Origin of the sequence: Achromobacter sp. ACM05 (assembly GCF_019218915.1) — a bacterium.
Classification (GTDB): domain Bacteria; phylum Pseudomonadota; class Gammaproteobacteria; order Burkholderiales; family Burkholderiaceae_B; genus Achromobacter; species Achromobacter animicus.
This window is the reverse complement of sequence record NZ_JAHUWQ010000005.1, coordinates 464,731-482,021: the sequence shown is the minus strand read 5'-3', so window position 1 is coordinate 482,021 and position 17,291 is coordinate 464,731. Positions and strand designations below refer to the sequence as shown.

Sequence of the window (17,291 nt, the reverse complement as noted above, 5' to 3'; positions counted from 1 at the left end):
TTGAGTGCAATGGCCAGAATGCCCTGGCAGCACCCAAAACCACAACGAGCCGTCGCTCGGGCTTCCGATCCGCCGCTGCGCGCGCGGGCACGGCCAGATCCGGCAGGCGGCACACGGAGACTCAGATGAAACACCCCTGTACGCAGGCGCGCCGCTTGGCGCGCATGGCCGGCGCCGCTGGCCTGGCCCTTGCCCTGGCCACCGCCTCGTCCGCCGTCCTGGCCGACGACTTCCCGAACAAGCCTTTGCGCATGGTCGTTGGCTTCGCGCCGGGCGGCGGCGCGGATATCGTAGCCAGGCTGGTCGGCGCCAAGATGGCCGAGAGCCTGGGCCAGCAGGTCGTGGTGGAAAACCGCGCGGGCGCAACGGGCACGATTGCGGCCGACAATGTGGCGCGTTCCCCCGCGGACGGCTATTCGTTGTTCCTGGGATCGCAATCCACCATGGTGGTGGCGCCGTCGCTGTTCCCCACGCTGCCGTTCAAGCCCGAGACCGATTTCGAGCCGGTATCGCAGGTCGTGACCATGCCGCTGATCCTTGTGGTCAATCCGGCGCTGATCGACGTCAAGAGCGTCGGTGAACTCACCGAGCACATCCGGAAGGCCGGCAACGGTGCGCTGAGCTACGCGTCGTCCGGTCAGGGCGGCCCGCAGCACATCGCGGGCGAGCTGTACGCGCACCGGGTCGGCACGAAGGTCACGCACGTGCCGTACAAGGGCGAGTCCGCGGCCATTGCCGACGTGTTGGGCGGTCATGTGCCCTACATGTTCGCGAACCTGCCGGTGGCGCTGCCGCACATCGCGTCGGGCAAGGTCCGTCCGCTCGCCATCACCAGCCTCAAACGCGATCCGAAGGCGCCCGAGATTCCGACGCTGGCCGAATCGGGCTTCAAGGACTTCGAGGTGTCGACCTGGTACGGCGTCTTTGCGCCGGCCAAGACGCCCAAGCCCGTGGTCGACAAGCTCTCCGCATCGATCCGCTCTGCATTGGAGCAGCGCGACATGCAGGCCAAGCTGAGCGAGCAGGGCTTCACCGTGGTCGGCAGCGACTCGGCCGACTTCAGCCGCTTCGTCGGCGCCGAACTGCCGCGCTGGTCGGTGCTGATCCGCGATATCGGCATCAAGCCGGAATAGCCTGGACGCTTCGCCTGGGCGCCGCTCAGCCGGGCGCCCCTAAGCCGGGCGCCCCTTCATCCATCCGAGACAACGACATGATCGACTTCACCGAAAAACGCGCCGCCGGCCCCGTCATCCGGCTGCATTCCGCCGATAACGTCGTGGTGGCGCGCGTGCCTATCGGCATCGGCACCGCCGTGCCTGCCGAGGGCCTGGTCAGCCGCAGCCAGGTGCCCGCCGGGCACAAGATCGCGGCGCGCGACCTGCGCGCGGGCGAACCCATCTTGAAATACAACGTGTGCATCGGCTTTGCCGCCACGGACATACCCGCCGGTACCTACGTGCATTCGCACAACATGGACTTCCAGGAGTTCGACCGCGACTACGCACATGCTCGTAACTATGTGCCGACGCCCGTGCTGCCTGAATCGGAGCAGGCGCGATTTCAAGGCATCGTGCGGGCGAACGGTCAGGTGGGCACGCGCAACTACATCGGCATCCTTGCCACGGTGAATTGTTCGGCCACGGTGGTGCATCGCATTGCGTCCGCCTTCACGGACGAGGTGATGGCCGCCTATCCCAACGTGGATGGCGTCGTCGCGCTAAGCCACGGCATGGGCTGCGGCATGGAAATGTCCGGCGAGCCCATGGACCTCCTGCGGCGCACGATGGGCGGGTACGCCTGTCATGCGAACTTCGCGGGCATGCTGATCGTCGGCCTGGGCTGTGAACGCAATCAGCTCGATGCGCTGCTCAAGGACCAGGGCCTGGAAGCGGGTGCGCGGCTGCAGACGTTCATCATGCAGGAGACCGGCGGCACCCGCAAAACGATCGAAGCCGGCGTCGCCGCAGTGAAGTCCATGCTGCCCGCCGCCAACGAGGTGCGCCGCGAGCCGGTGTCCGCGCGTCACCTGAAGATCGGCCTGCAGTGCGGCGGGTCGGATGGCTTCTCGTCGATCACCGCCAACCCTGCGCTGGGCGCGGCCATGGACATCCTGGTGCGTCACGGCGGCACGGCGATCCTGTCCGAGACGCCGGAAATCTACGGCGTCGAACATACGCTGACGTCACGGGCGCGCAGCCGGGAAGTGGGCGAGAAGCTGGTCCAGCGCATCCGCTGGTGGAAGGAAGAGTATTCCCCGGGCCGCGACGTGCAGATCAATGGCAAGGTCAGTCCCGGCAATCAGATGGGCGGTCTGGCCAACATCTTCGAGAAGTCGCTGGGCTCGTCGATGAAGGGCGGCACCACAGCGCTGATGGAGGTCTATCGCTACGCGGAGCCGGTCCGGCAGCCCGGCATGGTGTTCATGGACACGCCGGGATTTGATCCGGTGTCGGCCACGGGGCAGATCGCCGGCGGCGCCAACATGATCTGCTTCACGACAGGCCGCGGGTCGATGTTCGGCGCCAAGCCGGTGCCGTCGATCAAGCTTGCCACCAACACGCCGATGTACGAGCGGCTGACCGAAGACATGGACGTCAATTGCGGCGACATCCTCGACGGCAACGCCACGCTGCAGGAGGTGGCGCATCGCATCTTCGAAGAGATCCTGCGCGTGGCCTCGGGCGCGCGCAGCAAGAGCGAGTTGCTGGGGTTGGGCGATCACGAGTTCGTGCCCTGGAACATCGGCGTCGTGAGCTGACCGCTTCCGCAACGCGTGAAGACCAGCGGACGGTCATGCGTGACCGTCCGCGCACCGGATCGGACGCTCAGACGTCCGACAACGAGTCGGCGCCCGGCATGTCGAAGCCGTTGGCCTGCAATGCGGTCTTCAGTGCGTCCGTCTGCGCGGCATTCAGCTCGACCAGGGGCGGACGCACCGTGGCCCACGCCGCATCGCCCGACTTCCAGGCAATGGCGGCCTTCATCGCGGGAATCATCGGGAATTGCTGGAACACGTTGCGCGTGGCGTTCAGCCCGGCCTGGCGCTCGTCGGCATCCGCCTCCTGCCAGCGCTGCTGCAGCGCCACGATGGGACCCGGATTGACGTTGCCCGTGGCCGTGATGCAGCCCACGCCGCCTGCGCGCAGGGTCTGCAGCAGGAATGCCTCGCTGCCCGCATACACCTGGAATCCGCGCGGCGTGAAACGCTCGATCATCGCCGCCGTGTTGGCCCAGTCGCCGCCACTGTCCTTCACGCCGGCCACGATGCCGGGGTAGCGGGTCAGCAGGCGGTCGATCAGGTCCAGGCTGAGCGGCACCTGGCTGACGGGCGGGATGTGATACAGGTACAGGCGCAGCTTGTCGTCGCCCACGCCTTCGATCAGCTCGGCAAAGTAGCGGAACAGGCCTTCGTCGCTGACGCCCTTGTAGTAGAAGGGCGGCAGCACCAGCACGCCCATGCTCCCGCTGCGCACGGCATGCTGCGTCAACGCAATGGCGTCGGGCAGCGCGCACGCGCCCGTGCCGGGCATCAGCGCAGACGGCTCCACGCCGGCTTCCAGCAGCGCATCGAGCAGCGTGTGCTTTTCCGAGAGCGACAGCGAATTCGCCTCGGAGTTGGTGCCGAAAATGGCCAGTCCGACGGACTGTTCGCGCAGCCAGCGGCAGTGCTTCACGTAGCGCCCCAAGGCCGGGCGGTAGCGTTCATCGAACGGCGTCAGGACCGGCGAAAAGACGCCGGGAATGCGGGCAGGGGTCGTCATGTCTCTACTCGTTATTGGATGGGTGAAAAGGACGCGCCGCGGCCGCGCGGCTGCGATTTCCGATTCTGGCACCGATCCGCCCAACGAACATCTGCTGTTTAATGGGTTCAATCCATAAAATTGTTGTGGTTTGCCGCAGAGCGCGCCACACGTCCAAAAGAAGGGGAGACCGTGGATACGCGATATGTGCAGAGCTTTGTGTCTGTCATCGAAAGCGGATCGCTGGCCGAGGCGGCGCGGCGGCTGGACCTGACGCCCGCCGCCATCGCCGCGCGCGTGCGCACGCTGGAAGAAGAACTGGGCGCCACGCTGGTCAAGCGCGTCGGCCGCAGCGTCAAGGCGACCGAAGCCGGCTTGAAGGTGCTGGAGCGCGCCCGCAGCGTGCTGCGCGAGGTGCGCGATCTGCGCGCCAGCGCCACCGACGACGCGCCGCTGGGCGAGCTGCGCCTGGGCGTCTCGGCCTCGGCACTGACTGGCATCATGCCCATCGTGCTGGCCCGCCTGTATCGGCGGATGCCCAAGCTGGCGGTCTTCATGGAACCCGGCACTTCCAACCATCTGTACCACCGCGTCATCAACGGCGACCTGGACGCGGCGTTCATCGTCAAGCCGCAGTTCAACCTGTCCAAGGGCTATGCGTGGAAGCTGGTGACCGAGGAGCCGCTGGTGGTGCTCGCGCCGCCCGATACGCCGGGCAACGATGCGCACGAGCTGATGCGCACCCAGCCCTTCATCCGCTATGACCGCAACGTCTGGGGCGGGCGCCTGGCCGACCAGTACCTGCGCCAGCACGGCATCGCGCCCCGCGAGCGGCTGGAGGTCGATGGGCTGATGGGCATTGCCTGCATGGTCTCCGAAGGCTTGGGCGTGTCGCTGGTGCCCGACTGGGCGCCGGACTCGCTCGACAGCCGCCGCGTCAAGCGGGTGCTTCTGCCCGGGCGTGCGCCGTTGCGCCGGATGGGCATCCTGTGGGCGCGCCACATGCCGCATTCGGCGCTGGCGGAAGCCTTTGTGGAAGAGGCGGGTCGGGCGCTGGATCCGCAATCGCGCCGCTCCGTGGGCGACTGAGGCATCGGTTGCGGCACGCCGCCCGCACATACTGAGGCCACAAAAAAACACCCCGCAAACCGTTTCCGGTGTGCGGGGTGTTTTGCCTGTCAGGGCCAGGCCCTGACGGCCGTGCGGCTTAGTGGCGCGTTTCGACCTGAACCAGCGGCTCGTTCGAGACGGGCGTCACCGGCTTGCGTTCGCGGCCCAGGCGGACCGGCGCGTACGAGGCGGCAATGCGCTGCTGCGTTTGCGCGTGGCGTTCCGGATCGGTTTCCACCCACTTCAGGCCGGCGGCATTGACCACGTCGTGCAAGGCTTGCGCCTTGGCGGCCGGGGCAACGGCAGGGACCACGATGGGCTGTTGCGCGCTGGCCGGCGCGACCGGCGCGGGGGCCGGTGCGACGGGAGCAGCGGCCACTGCCGGCGTCTGGACCACGGGCTCGGCGGCGGGCGCTTCCACCGGCGTCTGCACCGGCGCAGCGGGGACCGAAGCCTCGCTGGCGGGTTGCACGGCGACAGGCGGGGTCGCTTGCGGCGCGGTCTGCACGGGTTGAGCGGCAGGCTCAGCCGTGGGCTGGGCTGCCGGCTCGACCGCGGGCTTCACCGCGGGTTCGGCGGCGGGCGCAACCACGGGCTCGGCAGCGGCCTGGACGGGCTCAGCCTTGGGGGCTTGAACCGGTTCGACCGGCGTTTGCTCAGGCTGGGCGGCGGTCTGCACGGGCTGGGCCGGGGCTTGAACCTGCTGCGCGGCGGCAGGAGCAGTTTGCTCGGCGGCCGATTGAACCGGCTCAGCAGCCTGGGCGGCGACGCCTTCGGCTTGCTGTTCGCCGGCGTCTTCGGCGCCGTCTTCCTGCAGTTCGTCGCTACCGGCCAGACCGGCTTCGTCCTGGCTGCGGCGGCCACGGCGGCTGCGGCGGCGGCGGCGTTTGCGCTCGGGGTCCGCGGCGCCTTCGGCGCCTTCAGCGCCCGGAAACGCGTCGGCGGACTGTTCGTCGGCGTCAGCATTGTCCAGGGCTTCGGCAGCGGGCTTGGTATCCGACTTGGCGTCAGGCAGCGCGGTGGCGACCGTCTGGGCCAGCGCGGCGACCATGCTTTCCTGTTCGCTCATCGGCGCGTCGGATTGGCCTTCCTCGCGGCGGTTACGGCCACGGCCACGGCGGCGATTGCGGCCTGCGCCGGTGTCTTCGCCGTTGAGTTCGGGCGTCTGTTCCGGACGGGCGGATGCCAGGGCTGCCTGGGTGGCCGCCTGGGTGTCGCGCTCGCCGCGGCCTTCGCCACGATTGTTGCGTTCGCCGCGTTCGCCATCCGAGCGGCGGTTGCCGCGGACGTGGTGACGGCCGCCTTCGGTGGCCTCGGCGCCTTCGCCACGGCCTTCGCCGCGGCGGTTGCGGTTGCGGTCGGAGCCGTGGCGTTCGCCGCGGCGTTCCTGGCCGTCATGGCCGCTGCGGCCCTTGCCACGCGACGAGCCCGCGCGCTTGGCGGTTTCTTCGGCGGCTACGGGGGCGGGCTTGGCGGGTTCGGAGCCGCCGGTCAGCCAGCTGACCAGACGCTTGAACAGGCCGCCCAGACCGGCGCCTGCCGCGGGCGCGGCGGGTGCGGCGGCCGGCGCTGCGGGCGTCGAGACGGGGGCGGGCTGCGACGGCGTGATGCCCTTGACCAGGGCTTCCGGACGCGACTTGATTTCGCTTTCGCGCGGCTGCCAGGGCGCATCCGTGGCCGGCGCTTCCACCAGTTCGAAACTGGTCTTCAGCTCTTCCAGGCGGGGATCATCGTGGCGCAGGCGCTCGATGTGATGGTGCGGCGTTTCCAGATGCTTGTTGGGGATCAGCATCAGGTTGACCTTCAGGCGGGCTTCCATCTTGGTGATGTCGGCACGCTTTTCATTCAACAGGTACGTGGCCACGTCGACGGGCACCTGGGCGTGGACTGCCGCGGTGTTTTCCTTCATGGCTTCTTCCTGCAGCAGACGCAGGACGTGCAGGGCGCTGGATTCGGCGTCGCGGATCACGCCGGTGCCGTTGCAGCGCGGGCAGGTGATGTGCGAGCCTTCGTTCAGGGCCGGACGCAGGCGCTGGCGCGACAGTTCCATCAGGCCGAAACGCGAGATCTTGCCCATCTGGACGCGGGCACGGTCGAAATGGAGGGCATCACGCAGGCGCTGTTCGACGGCACGCTGGTTCTTGCTGTCTTCCATGTCGATGAAGTCGATGACGATCAGGCCACCCAGGTCGCGCAGGCGCAACTGGCGGGCCACTTCGTCGGCCGCTTCCGAGTTGGTGCGCAGCGCGGTTTCCTCGATGTCGGCGCCGCGGGTCGAGCGGGCCGAGTTCACGTCCACGGAAACCAGGGCTTCGGTGTGATCGATCACGATGGCGCCGCCCGAGGGCAGTTGCACCGTGCGCGAGTAGGCCGTTTCGATCTGGTGTTCGATCTGGAAGCGCGAAAAGAGGGGGATGTCGTCCCGGTAGCGTTTGACGCGCTGGACGTTGTCCGGCATCACCACGCTCATGAAGGCGGTGGCCTGGTCGGCGATCTCGTCGGTGTCGATCAGGATCTCGCCGATTTCGGGCGAGAAGTAATCGCGGATCGCGCGGATGACCAGGCTGGATTCGAGATAGATCAGGATGGGCGCGGAGTTGTCGCGCGCGGCGCCGTCGATGGCGGTCCAGAGCTGCAGCAGATAGGACAGGTCCCATTGCAGTTCTTCGACGTTGCGGCCGATGCCTGCGGTGCGGGCGATGATGCTCATGCCCTGGGGCAGGTCGAGCTGTTCCATCGTGTCGCGCAGTTCCTGGCGATCCTCGCCCTCGACGCGGCGCGAAACACCACCGCCGCGGGGGTTGTTGGGCATCAGGACCAGGTAGCGGCCAGCCAGCGAGATGAACGTGGTCAGGGCTGCGCCCTTGTTGCCGCGTTCTTCCTTTTCGACCTGGACGATCAGTTCCTGGCCTTCGCGCAGGGCGTCCTGGATGCGGGCGGTACGGACATCGACGCCTTCCTTGAAGAAGCTGCGCGCAACTTCCTTGAAGGGCAGAAAGCCGTGACGGTCTTCGCCGTAGTTGACGAAGCAAGCTTCGAGGCCGGGTTCGATCCGGGTGATGACACCTTTGTAGATATTGCCTTTGCGCTGTTCGCGGCCGGCAGTCTCGATGTCAAGGTCGATGAGTTTTTGCCCATCGACGATAGCGACGCGTAATTCTTCCTGATGCGTCGCATTGAACAGCATGCGCTTCATGAGAGGGTTTCTCCGTTGTCATGACGCGCCGATATCGGCGCGTGACCTCGGGCCACTCGGGCTGCGGCTGAAGCGGGCAAGAAGGTGCGGACCGTACCTGGGCGGCGCCCAGGCGTATCCGCCGCGGGTCAGGCGGGCACGTCGTGCCGTGGGGCACGGGGTTCTGTCAGCAGGAGGGTCAGCTTCACTGAATGTGGTTTGACGGAAAAAATGCTGTGAACGGCAGCTGCGGTCGGATTGGTTGCCCACACGCAGCTGGTGCTTTAAATATGCGACGATTCTTGCAGTGCTTCAGAGCCGCTTGCGGCATGCAACGGACCTGCCGGAACAGCGGGCAAGATGAATGCCACACCACTATTCCGCAGGGCTCGGTTGCGCCGGCGACCAAGAGACCCAGGGGTTGAATGAGCAGGCAGTACAATGGCGGCCCGCGCGCTCGACGGAGTTGCGTGTTGGTTGCATCTCTACGCCAGGCGGCTAGTTCAGCCCCTTAAGGCTGTCCCGATTATATGTCGCTTTCCGCAATGCGCAAAGAAACTTCCTCCCCCGTATCCGCGTCTAAAGCAGCCCCCGCCGTCCGCATGGTTGAAGTGGGCGCCGAGCATGCCGGCCAGCGTCTGGACAACTTCCTCATGCGGCTGTGCAAGGGGGTGCCCAAGACGCACATCTACAAGGCGATCCGCGGCGGCGAAGTCCGCGTCAACAAGGGACGCATCCAGGTGGATTACCGGATCGAAGAGGGCGATGTGGTCCGCATTCCGCCCCTGCGCCTTCCGGACCCCGGCAAGCCCCGTCCCGTGCCCGCCGCCGAATTTCCGATCGTCTTCGAAGACGACGCCATGCTCGTCGTGGATAAACCCGCTGGCGTTGCCGTCCACGGCGGCAGCGGGGTCTCGTTCGGCGTGATCGAACAACTGCGCGCCGCGCGCCCGCAGGCCAAGTTCCTGGAACTCGTGCACCGGCTGGACCGCGAAACCTCTGGGTTGCTGATGGTCGCCAAGAAGCGCAGCGCGCTGCTGGCGCTGCACGCCATGCTGCGCGAGGGCCGGAGCGACAAGCATTATTTCGCGCTGGTCGAGGGCGATTGGGTCAACGACCGCCAGCACATCAAGCTGTCCCTGACCAAATGGACCACGCAGTCCGGCGAGCGCCGCGTCAAGGTGGATCCGGACGGGCAGACGGCGCACACGGTTGTCACGCTCAAACAGCGTTTTGGTGGTTACAGTCTGGTCGACGCCGAGCTGCGCACCGGACGCACCCACCAGATCCGGGTCCATCTGGCATCCAGCGGCTTTCCTATCGTCGGGGACGACAAATACGGCCACGACGACGTACGTGCGCAATTCGCGCGGCAGGGCTTCAACCGCATGTTCCTGCACGCTCACAGCCTCACCCTGCCTCACCCGCTGACGGGTGAGGTCATGACACTGACCGCCGAGCTGCCGCCAGCTTGCCGGAACATCCTGAAAATACTGGAGTCTGCCTGATATGTCGTATTCGCTGGTCGTCTTTGACTGGGATGGCACCCTGATGGATTCCACGCACAGCATCGTGGCCGCCATTCAGGGCGCTTGCCGCGATCTGGATCTGGCGGTGCCGTCCGCGTCCGAGGCGAGCTGGGTCATCGGCCTTTCGCTCGAAAGCGCGTTGCGCCGTGCCGTCCCCGAATTGACGCAGGCCATGCTGCCTCGCTTCCTTGAGCGCTACCGCACGCACTACCTGCTGCGCGACCCGGAATTGCGCCTGTTCGAGGGCATCAACGAGTTGCTGACCGACCTGGCCAGCCAGAACGTGCGGCTCGCTGTCGCCACGGGCAAGAGCCGCGTCGGCCTGACGCGCGCGCTGGCCGCGACCGGCCTGGGCCCACTGTTTGACGCGACCCGCACCGCCGACGAGACCTTCAGCAAGCCGCATCCGGCCATGCTGCACGAACTGATGCAGGAACTGGACGTGGATCCGTCGCGGGTCATCATGGTGGGCGATACCTCGCACGATCTGCAGATGGCCTGCAACGCGGGTGTGCACGGCCTGGGGGTCACCTACGGGGCACACACCCTGAAGGAGCTTGAGGGATGTGCCCCGCAAGCAGTGCTGGACACCGTTCCGCTCGTGCGCGAATGGCTTATGCCGCGCGTGAGTGCCGGCGCGTAGGCTCTGGCTGATGAAGGCCGGCAGGAACGTCCGCCGGTCCGGCGGGTCTATCCGCAAGGCGCTGCGCGTGCTTCGCAAGACCGCCGCGGAATAAGATAGCCCCGTCCAGCGTCCATGGTTGACGCGGGCGCGCGCTCACGGAGCGCGGCGCCATACCGGAGATTACGATGCTGATACGCAAGCCCGACGACTTTTTGCCGTCCGAGATCACTTCCGAGGCCGTGTGGCGATCGCGCCGCGAACTCATGTTGCGCGCTGGCGCTGCCGCTGCCGCCGTCGGGCTGCCCGGCTGGGCTACGCGCGCCGCCCACGCGCAGGACGCCGGCGCGCTGCCGGGCAAGTCCAACCCTGCGTTCAGCATCATGGACAAGCAGACGTCCCTGGCTGACATCACGTCCTACAACAATTACTACGAGTTCGGCGTAGATAAGGGCGAACCGGCCAAAAATGCCGGCAAGTTGCAGACCCGGCCGTGGACCGTGAGCGTCGAGGGCGAGGTCAACAAGCCGCGCACGTTCACCATCGAAGAGTTGCTCAAGCTCGCGCCCATGGAAGACCGCGTCTACCGCCTGCGCTGCGTCGAGGGCTGGTCCATGGTCATTCCGTGGGTTGGGTATTCGCTGTCCGAGGTGCTCAAGCAGGTGGAGCCGAATGGCAACGCCAAGTACGTCGAATTTGTCACTGCCGTTCAGCGGGAAAATATGCCGGGCGTGCGTGCTGCCATCCTGGAGTGGCCGTATGTGGAGGGGTTGCGCCTGGACGAAGCCATGCATCCGCTGGCGATGCTGGTCTTTGGCGTCTATGGGCGCGTGCTGCCCAACCAGAACGGCGCGCCGCTGCGGTTGGCCGTGCCGTGGAAGTATGGATTCAAGTCCGGCAAATCGCTGGTGAAGATCCGGCTGGTGGAAAAGCCGCCCGTCACGTCCTGGGTCAAGTCGGCCCCGCAAGAATACGGCTTCTACGCCAATGTGAACCCTAACGTCGCGCATCCTCGCTGGAGCCAGGCCACCGAGCGCCGCATCGGCGAGGACGGCCTGTTCACGCCCAAGCGCAAGACGCTCATGTTCAACGGCTACGGCGATCAGGTGGCGTCGCTTTATCAGGGCATGGACCTGAAGGCCAATTACTGAGGCGCTGATCCGTGTCCGTTGCTCCTCGCGCTGCCTCGGCTGCGGCACCCAGGAAGGCGCAGCTCTCGGCCCGGACGATCGGGCGCTTCAAGCCGCTGCTCTTTCTGCTGGGCCTGGCGCCGTTCGCGCGCTGGATATGGCTGGGGATGCACGACGGCCTCACGGCCAATCCCGTTGAATTCCTGACGCGATCGTCTGGCACCTGGGCACTGGTATGCCTGCTGGTCACCCTGGCCATCACGCCGCTGCGCCGTCTCACGGGTCAGCCCGCGCTGGTACGCGTCCGGCGCATGTGCGGATTGTTCGCTTTCTTCTACGCGGCGCTGCATTTCATGGCGTGGGTGTGGTGGGACCGTGGCTTCGAACCCGCCGAAATGGTGCGTGACATCGTCGAACGTCCCTTCATCATGGTGGGATTTTCGGCCTTCGTGCTGATGGCAGCGCTGGCTGCCACCTCGACGCAGTGGGCGATGCGGCGGTTGGGCAAGCGCTGGCAGACGCTGCACCGTGCCATCTATGCCATCGGCCTGCTGGCGATTCTGCACTACTGGTGGCACAAGGCGGGCAAGAATGACCTGTCCGAGCCCGCGATCTACGCCGCGGTGCTGGCGCTGCTGCTGGGTTGGCGCGTCGTTGCCTGGTGGCGCGCGCGGGCGTAGTCCGCTAGCGCGCTGAGGCGCCGCAGCTACTGCATGGCCAGCATGATGGCCGCGGTTTCCGCGTCAGGCTGGCCGTCGTGCAGGGCAGGGCGGTAGTGCATCTGGAACGCGGCCAGCGTGTTGATCGTTGCGCGGTCCAATGTGCCGTCCTGCGGACTGGCGTAGCCAAGCCGCTGCAGCTGCTTCTGAAACCATGCGACATCCGGCACGCCCTCGATCTGCAGGCGAGCCAGATGCTGGGCCGCGCCTGCCTCGTTGTACCAGCGCCCGATACCCGCGTCCGCCAGCGTCTTCCAGGGGAACAGCGGGCCGGGATCCACCTTGCGCTGCGGTGCGATGTCGCTGTGGCCCACGACGTTCTCCGGCACGATGTTGTGCCGGCGGATGATGTCGCGCAGCAGGATGGTCAGCGCCCGGACCTGGCGGTCGTCATAGGGGTGCCACACGCGCTCCCCGTCGCTGCCTTCGGTCCAGCCCGGATTGACGATCTCGATGCCGATCGAGGTGCTGTTCATTGCGATGTTGCCGTACCAGGAACTGGCCCCTGCGTGCCATGCGACGCGGTTTTCGTCGACCAGCCGATAGGCGCGGCCATCCAGGTCCAGCAGGTAATGCGCGCTGACCTTGCCCTTGGAAAGCAGGCGCAGCGACTCGGCGTCGTCGACCGTGGTGTAGTGCACGACCACGGATCGCACCCGGCTGCTCTGGCTGACGGCGGTGATCGAGGTGTCCAGATCCAGGCCGGCGGGCCCGCGCGCCGCGCAGCCGGCCAGGACCGCCGCGGCCAGCAGCGTGGAAAATAGGCGGGTCATGATCAGCGCGCCAGGTACAGGAACAGCGTCGGCAGCTTGTCCAGCTGGGGCGCCGGCAACTTCTTCCAGTCGGCCACCGAATGGGTGACCACCCATTCGTCTGCCGTCGTCATCGAGCGCGCCACGCACAGCTTGGTGTCGCCCTTCAGGGTGGCGATCAGCGTGGCAAACATCGCCGCGTTGCGGTACGGCGTCTCGATCAACAACTGCGTCTGGTTGTGGCGGGCCGAGTGCTGCTCCCAGGCGCGCAGTTGCTTGGCGCGCTCGCCGGGTTCCACCGGGGCATAACCATGAAAGGCGAAACGCTGCCCGTCCAGGCCGCTGGCCATCAAGCCCAGCAGAATCGAAGAGGGGCCTACCCAGGGTTTGACAGCGATCCCCATGCGGTGCGCTGCGTCCACGATCTTGGCGCCGGGGTCCGCGACGGCGGGGCAGCCTGCCTCGGAAACCAGGCCGATCTCCGCGCCGCGCTTTGCGGGGTCGAGCCATGCCTTGATCTGCGGGGCGTCGGCCTTGTCGGTGAGGGTGTGGATGGTGATTTCCTGCAGCGGCCGGGTGGTGCCGATGAGCTTCAGGAAGGCGCGGGCGGTCTTGGCGTTCTCGGCGATGTAGGTGTCCAGCCGGCCGGCTAACGAGCGCACGTCGGCGGGCAGCCAGCGCTCGGGCGGCGCGTCGCCCAGGCTGACCGGAATCAGGTGCAGGGCGCCGTTCATGCGGATGCTCCCGGGGCGTCGAGCGGATCCAGTCCGAAAGTTGCCAGCATGCGTGTCAACTCGATCAGCGGCAGGCCTATGATGGCGGTGGGGTCGTCGCTTTGAATGCTTTCCATCAGGGCAATGCCCAGGCTTTCCGCCTTGGCGCTGCCTGCGGTATCGTAAGGCTCTTCGGCGCGCAGGTAGGCGTCGATGGCACGGTCGGACAGTTGGCGGAACCGGCAGTGCGTCACAATGTCGGCCTTTTCCACGCGTTGGCCGTCGGTCACGGCCAGCGCGCTGTGAAACTCCACCAGTCTGCCCGACAGCGCGCGCAGTTGCGCCTGGGCCCGCGTGAAGTCGCCCGGTTTGCCGATGGGGGCGCCGTCCACGGTGGCAACCTGGTCAGAGCCGATCACGATGCTGCCTGGATGTTTTTCCGCCACCACCATCGCCTTCGCGACGGACAGGCGCAGCGCCAGCACTTCGGGGGTTTCGCCAGGTTGTGGCGTTTCGTCTACATCGGGGGAAATCGCGGAAAAGGGCAGCCGCAGGCGCGACAACAGTTCTTTGCGGTATCGCGAGCTGGACGCGAGGATCAAGCTAGGTTTGTGGGGCATGCGGCATTTGACGGTAATACGTAAGTCACAGTATTATCTAACGTTTTGCGGCATTTTTGCAGGAACATCAACATGACACCGAAGGGAAAGCCTGGCGATGCGAGTCGCCGCGCGGACGGATCGGCCGGTGCTGGTGTGAATGCGGCGGACTCTGACGTCAAGCGCATCGACGCCTTCGCCTTTGCCCGTCTGGGTAAAAGCGCGCAGGGCAGCATCGCCTTGGTGCGTCTTGCCCGCGTGGTCGATGGCCTGCCCGAGCAACCGCTGGGCGAAGCCGGACTTGTGACCTGGTCCGTGCAAGGCGAAGAAGGCAAAACCGGCTTGCTGATGGGCCAACCGCTTTTGCGCCTGCATGTGAAGGCGAATCCGGTGGTTGTGTGCCAGCGGTGCAATGCGCCGTTTGCGTATCCGGTCGACAGCGAAGTCGTGCTGCAACTGGTCAAATCCGAAGACGACCTCGACGATGATCATTCCTTTGCCGATCAAGGCGACGATGACGACGACGAGGACGACGAAGGCGTAGGAAGGGATTCTGTGGCCCAGCTACCTGAAAAGGTGGTGGGTTCGCATCATTTTGATCTGTTGGCCCAGATCGAAGATGAGCTCATTCTGAGCATTCCGTATGTGCCCAAGCATGATGTATGCCCGGGCGCGCAGGCCAAGGCCAGCGAAGCTCCTGAAGAGGAGCCCGCTGTCAAGCGTCCGTCGCCGTTTGCGGTGCTGGAACAACTGAAGCACAAAGATTGAGATCAACATCGGGCCGCATCGCGTACAATGCGCCCCGTTTCTAGGAGTCATCATGGCCGTTCAACAAAACAAGAAGTCCCCCTCCAAGCGCGGTATGCACCGTTCGCACGATTTTCTGGTGGCCCCGTCGACCGCCATCGAACCGAACACCGGTGAAACGCACCTGCGTCACCACATCAGCCCCAACGGCTTCTACCGTGGCCGCAAGGTCCTGAAGACCAAGGCCGACGAATAAGGCCCCCGGGCCGAACTCGTACTCGGACCATTTCGGCTGAGCGCTGATACCTGGCACCCGTGATACGCATCGCCATAGACTGTATGGGCGGAGACTTCGGTCTGCCCGTCACGATTCCGGCTGCGATCGAGTTCGCCCGGCAATTTCCGGACACCCGGCTATTGCTGGTCGGGCTTCCCGACGCTATCGAAGCGGCGCTTTCCGAGCACCGCAACGTGGCGCGCGATCGCTTTGAGATCGTGGCGGCTTCCGAAGTCGTCACCATGGACGACCCGGTCGAGGTCGCCCTGCGCCGCAAAAAAGACTCCTCCATGCGCCTCGCTGCCCAGTCCGTCAAGGATGGGCGGGCGGACGCCTGCATTTCCGCAGGCAACACGGGCGCCTGGATGGCCATCTCACGTTATGTGCTCAAGACCCTGGACGGCATCGACCGCCCGGCGATCGCCACGTCCATTCCGAACCAGACGGGCCGCGCCACCACGGTGCTGGACCTGGGCGCGAATGTGGACTGCACGGCCGAGCACCTGCTGCAATTCGCCATCATGGGCGCCGCGCTGTCGCAGGCGGTGGACCATCGCGACAACCCCACCGTGGGCTTGCTGAACATTGGCGAGGAAGTCATCAAGGGCAACGAAGTCGTCAAGGAAGCCGCCGAGCTTCTGCGAGGCAGCCCGCTGAACTTCTACGGCAACGTCGAAGGCAATGACATCTTCAAGGGCACGGTCGACGTCGTCGTCTGCGACGGCTTTGTCGGCAACGTCGTGCTCAAGTCCGTGGAAGGACTGGCGAAGATGCTGTCCAGCATCATTCGCGAAGAGTTCAAGCGCAATCTGATCACGCTGATCGCCGGCGCGGTGGCCAAGCCTGTGCTGAACCGCCTGCGCAACCGCGTGGACAACCGCCGCTACAACGGCGCGGCTTTGCTCGGCTTGCGTGGCGTCGTCATCAAGAGCCACGGATCCGCGGACGTTTACGCCTTCGGTTTTGCCTTGCAACGCGCGCGCGAAGCCGTAGTGAGTAAACTGCTGGAGCGCACCGCGCAGACGGTCGCTCAAATTACCAAGCGCGTTCAATCCGGCGATCGCCCATCGGCGGCGTCGCCCAACGTGGCTGGGGATACCGCTTGATGGATACCGCAATGAAATACTCCGTGATCGCGGGCACCGGCAGCTTCTTGCCGGAACGCGTGGTTTCGAATGACGAACTGGCTGCGGAACTGGCGACGCGCGATATCGCCACCTCCGACGAATGGATTGTCGAGCGCACGGGCATCCGTCAGCGCCATCTGGCCGAGCGTGGCGTGACCACCAGCCAGCTGGCCACCGAGGCCTCGCGCCGCGCGCTGGCCGATGCGGGCGTTGATGCTTCCGATATCGATCTCGTCATCGTGGCCACGTCCACGCCCGATTTCGTGTTTCCCAGCACGGCCTGCCTGGTGCAGGCCAACCTCGGCGCCAAGGGTTCGGCCGCGTTCGACGTGCAGGCCGTGTGCAGCGGCTTCGTCTACGCGCTCACCACCGCCGACAGCTTCATCCGCGCGGGCCGCGCGCGCTGCGCGCTGGTGATCGGCGCCGAAGTGTTCTCGCGCATCCTCGACTGGAACGACCGCAGCACCTGCGTGCTGTTCGGTGACGGCGCCGGCGCTGTTGTGCTGAAGGCCTCCGACACGCCCGGCATCCTGGCCGCGCAACTGCATGCCGACGGCAGCCAGATGAAGATCCTCAGCGCCGCGGGCAACGTGGCCTACGGCGACGTCACGGGCGATCCGTTCCTGCGCATGGACGGCCAGGCCGTCTTCAAGCAGGCCGTCACCGTCCTGGACCGCTCCGCGCGCGACACCTGCGCCGAAGCCGGCGTCACCGTTGCCGACGTCGATTGGCTGATCCCGCATCAAGCCAACGTGCGCATCCTGAATTTCCTGGCTCGCAAGCTGGACGTGCCCGTCGAGAAGGTCGTCATCACCGTCGACAGTCACGCCAACACGTCCGCGGCCAGCGTGCCGCTTGCGCTCGATGCGGCGCGCCGCGACGGCCGCGTCAAGCCGGGCCAGCTCATCCTGATGCAGGGCGTGGGCGGCGGATTCACCTGGGGCTCGGTACTGGCTCGCATGTAAGGGTGTGCCCTGGCCGCGGCGGCATGTGTGCCGCGGGCGGCCGGAGAGCGCGCCTGGCATTCCACACAGACACTGAATCAATCCAC

At 66.1% G+C, this 17,291-nt stretch carries 16 protein-coding genes; 11 read left to right on the top strand and 5 right to left on the bottom strand.

What is annotated here, in order from left to right; translation table 11 throughout:
• Window positions 1-125 precede the first annotated feature (125 nt).
• Together KW836_RS26905 and KW836_RS26900 are read left to right on the top strand one after the other, a co-directional pair.
• Window positions 126-1,133 carry a tripartite tricarboxylate transporter substrate binding protein gene (locus KW836_RS26905; protein WP_218345236.1) on the top strand — a complete coding sequence of 336 codons (1,008 nt, stop codon included), beginning with the start codon at window positions 126-128 and terminating at the stop codon, window positions 1,131-1,133.
• A gap of 77 nt (window positions 1,134-1,210) precedes the next feature.
• The gene (locus KW836_RS26900) at window positions 1,211-2,758 is read left to right on the top strand and encodes a UxaA family hydrolase (protein ID WP_218345235.1); all 1,548 of its coding nucleotides are present in this window, start codon (window positions 1,211-1,213) and stop codon (window positions 2,756-2,758) included.
• Between the two features lie 67 nt (window positions 2,759-2,825).
• Here the strand turns inward: KW836_RS26900 and KW836_RS26895 are convergent, their stop codons facing one another.
• The gene (locus tag KW836_RS26895) at window positions 2,826-3,761 is read right to left on the bottom strand and encodes a dihydrodipicolinate synthase family protein (protein ID WP_218345234.1); all 936 of its coding nucleotides are present in this window, start codon (window positions 3,759-3,761) and stop codon (window positions 2,826-2,828) included.
• A gap of 171 nt (window positions 3,762-3,932) precedes the next feature.
• Here KW836_RS26895 and KW836_RS26890 point away from each other — a divergent pair, with 171 nt between their 5' ends.
• Window positions 3,933-4,829, top strand: coding sequence for a LysR family transcriptional regulator (locus KW836_RS26890; protein ID WP_175184242.1), 897 nt, complete (start codon window positions 3,933-3,935; stop codon window positions 4,827-4,829).
• Window positions 4,830-4,947: 118 nt separating this feature from the next.
• On the opposite strand, the gene KW836_RS26885 is transcribed toward KW836_RS26890, so the two are convergent.
• Window positions 4,948-8,046 (bottom strand): Rne/Rng family ribonuclease, encoded by a 3,099-nt coding sequence (locus KW836_RS26885; RefSeq protein WP_218345233.1) that lies wholly within the window; start codon window positions 8,044-8,046, stop codon window positions 4,948-4,950.
• Between the two features lie 524 nt (window positions 8,047-8,570).
• Here KW836_RS26885 and KW836_RS26880 point away from each other — a divergent pair.
• The 4 genes from KW836_RS26880 to msrQ all read left to right on the top strand — a co-directional run bounded on the left by KW836_RS26880 (window position 8,571) and on the right by msrQ (window position 11,986).
• Entirely contained in the window at window positions 8,571-9,533 is a 963-nt protein-coding gene (locus KW836_RS26880; protein ID WP_370633079.1) for an RluA family pseudouridine synthase, read from the top strand.
• A 1-nt stretch (window position 9,534) separates the two neighbouring features.
• Window positions 9,535-10,197 carry an HAD family hydrolase gene (locus KW836_RS26875; protein ID WP_175122962.1) on the top strand — a complete coding sequence of 221 codons (663 nt, stop codon included), beginning with the start codon at window positions 9,535-9,537 and terminating at the stop codon, window positions 10,195-10,197.
• Window positions 10,198-10,364: 167 nt separating this feature from the next.
• On the top strand, window positions 10,365-11,327 hold the full coding sequence (gene msrP / locus KW836_RS26870; protein WP_175122961.1) for a protein-methionine-sulfoxide reductase catalytic subunit MsrP: 963 nt from the start codon (window positions 10,365-10,367) through the stop codon (window positions 11,325-11,327).
• Window positions 11,328-11,338: 11 nt separating this feature from the next.
• Window positions 11,339-11,986, top strand: coding sequence for a protein-methionine-sulfoxide reductase heme-binding subunit MsrQ (msrQ, locus tag KW836_RS26865; RefSeq protein ID WP_218345231.1), 648 nt, complete (start codon window positions 11,339-11,341; stop codon window positions 11,984-11,986).
• A 26-nt stretch (window positions 11,987-12,012) separates the two neighbouring features.
• Here msrQ and KW836_RS26860 read toward each other — a convergent pair whose 3' ends face one another.
• The 3 genes from KW836_RS26860 to KW836_RS26850 are packed head-to-tail and all read right to left on the bottom strand — an operon-like array spanning window position 12,013 to window position 14,110.
• Window positions 12,013-12,798, bottom strand: a complete 786-nt coding sequence (locus tag KW836_RS26860) for an N-acetylmuramoyl-L-alanine amidase (RefSeq protein ID WP_218345230.1) — start codon at window positions 12,796-12,798, stop codon at window positions 12,013-12,015.
• A gap of 2 nt (window positions 12,799-12,800) precedes the next feature.
• Window positions 12,801-13,511, bottom strand: coding sequence for an SAM-dependent methyltransferase (locus tag KW836_RS26855; RefSeq protein ID WP_218345229.1), 711 nt, complete (start codon window positions 13,509-13,511; stop codon window positions 12,801-12,803).
• The gene (locus KW836_RS26850; protein WP_218345228.1) at window positions 13,508-14,110 is read right to left on the bottom strand and encodes a Maf-like protein; all 603 of its coding nucleotides are present in this window, start codon (window positions 14,108-14,110) and stop codon (window positions 13,508-13,510) included. The genes KW836_RS26855 and KW836_RS26850 overlap by 4 nt, the downstream gene beginning before the upstream one ends.
• Window positions 14,111-14,182: 72 nt before the next feature.
• Here KW836_RS26850 and KW836_RS26845 point away from each other — a divergent pair, with 72 nt between their 5' ends.
• From KW836_RS26845 to KW836_RS26830, 4 genes are read left to right on the top strand one after another with little or no spacing between them, the layout of a single operon-like run.
• The gene (locus KW836_RS26845) at window positions 14,183-14,857 is read left to right on the top strand and encodes a DUF177 domain-containing protein (RefSeq protein WP_218345258.1); all 675 of its coding nucleotides are present in this window, start codon (window positions 14,183-14,185) and stop codon (window positions 14,855-14,857) included.
• 52 nt (window positions 14,858-14,909) lie between these two features.
• Window positions 14,910-15,092: a 50S ribosomal protein L32 gene (gene rpmF / locus KW836_RS26840; protein ID WP_006218037.1), complete on the top strand. Its 183-nt coding sequence runs from the start codon at window positions 14,910-14,912 to the stop codon at window positions 15,090-15,092.
• Between the two features lie 59 nt (window positions 15,093-15,151).
• A complete protein-coding gene (plsX, locus tag KW836_RS26835; RefSeq protein ID WP_175137337.1) occupies window positions 15,152-16,219 on the top strand; it encodes a phosphate acyltransferase PlsX in 1,068 nt (355 codons plus the stop codon).
• On the top strand, window positions 16,219-17,205 hold the full coding sequence (locus KW836_RS26830) for a beta-ketoacyl-ACP synthase III (protein ID WP_218345227.1): 987 nt from the start codon (window positions 16,219-16,221) through the stop codon (window positions 17,203-17,205). Before plsX ends, KW836_RS26830 begins: the two co-directional genes overlap by 1 nt.
• Window positions 17,206-17,291: the final 86 nt, after the last annotated feature.